The organism is Mesorhizobium sp. M7A.F.Ca.CA.002.05.1.1, from assembly GCF_003998335.1.
GTDB lineage: Bacteria > Pseudomonadota > Alphaproteobacteria > Rhizobiales > Rhizobiaceae > Mesorhizobium.
Genome location: NZ_RZQI01001416.1, coordinates 1 through 910, shown reverse-complemented (window position 1 = coordinate 910; position 910 = coordinate 1). Strand labels below are relative to the sequence as shown.

General features: G+C 61.2%; 2 protein-coding genes. Both read right to left on the bottom strand.

What is annotated here, in order from left to right; translation table 11 throughout:
* On the bottom strand, positions 1–340 hold a 340-nt coding region (locus EN939_RS36005), incomplete at its 3' end, for an ABC transporter substrate-binding protein (RefSeq protein WP_335930820.1).
* A gap of 10 nt (positions 341–350) precedes the next feature.
* Positions 351–910 (bottom strand): ChuX/HutX family heme-like substrate-binding protein (locus tag EN939_RS36000; protein WP_335930819.1); only part of this gene is annotated, 560 nt, incomplete at its 5' end.

Genomic DNA, 910 nt, shown 5'->3' with positions numbered 1-910 from the left:
CCTTGGGACCGCTGCCATGCAACGCCAGGATGCCGGTCGGGTTGACCGAGAGCACGCCTTCCGGTGACAGCGCACGCATATAGCCGACATCGGGCAGCTCAAGCGCCGCCTTTGGGTACCGGCTGGTGGAATCGCGAGCCACCAGATGCTTTTCCTCGCCGAGCGCATAGACGATCTCGGTGATCGAGCCGCCAACGGCCACGATTTTCGAAGGATCGGCAAACACGGCCGTGCCTTCCATGGCGCTGGCGGATTGCAGTGCGATAACAGCCATGGAGAGACCGATCACCGGCCGGAAAATAGATCCGCGCACGGTCGACAATCTTGGGAAAAAACGCATCGCATTTTCCTCAGGCTGCGGTCGGGCTTGGGATGCGCGGCAGGTTTTCCGCCAGGAAGCGCCAGTCATCCCGCTCGCTTTCGCCTTCATGACGCTTGCCGAAGAACTGGATGAACATCTTGCCGTCGGAATCATAGACCTCAAGCGAGGTGACATGACCGTCCTTGGTCGGCTTGCGCACCGCCCAGACCTCCTGGATGTGGTCGGTGCGCAAATGCAGGTGGAAGGTTTCGTCCAGCACGTTGATCCATGGCCCCATCGGCTTGATCGACTTGATCGGACCGGAATGGATCTGGATGCAGCCGCGGTTTCCCACAAAGCACATGATCGGCATCTCGCCCTCCGCAGCGTGATGAAACATGGCACGGACGGCATCATTGTCGAGCTGCCAGGCATAGTCTTGCCCGACCAGGCGCACCGCCTGCCGGCGGCTGAGCTTCAGCGTCTTCAGCATGCCGAAGAACTGGTGCACATCGGTCAGCCGGCTCCAGCGGCCGCCAATCTCGACGATCTGCGCGACCGCTGGAGCCGGCTGACCGATGTGCACCAGTTCTTCGGCATGCTGAAGAC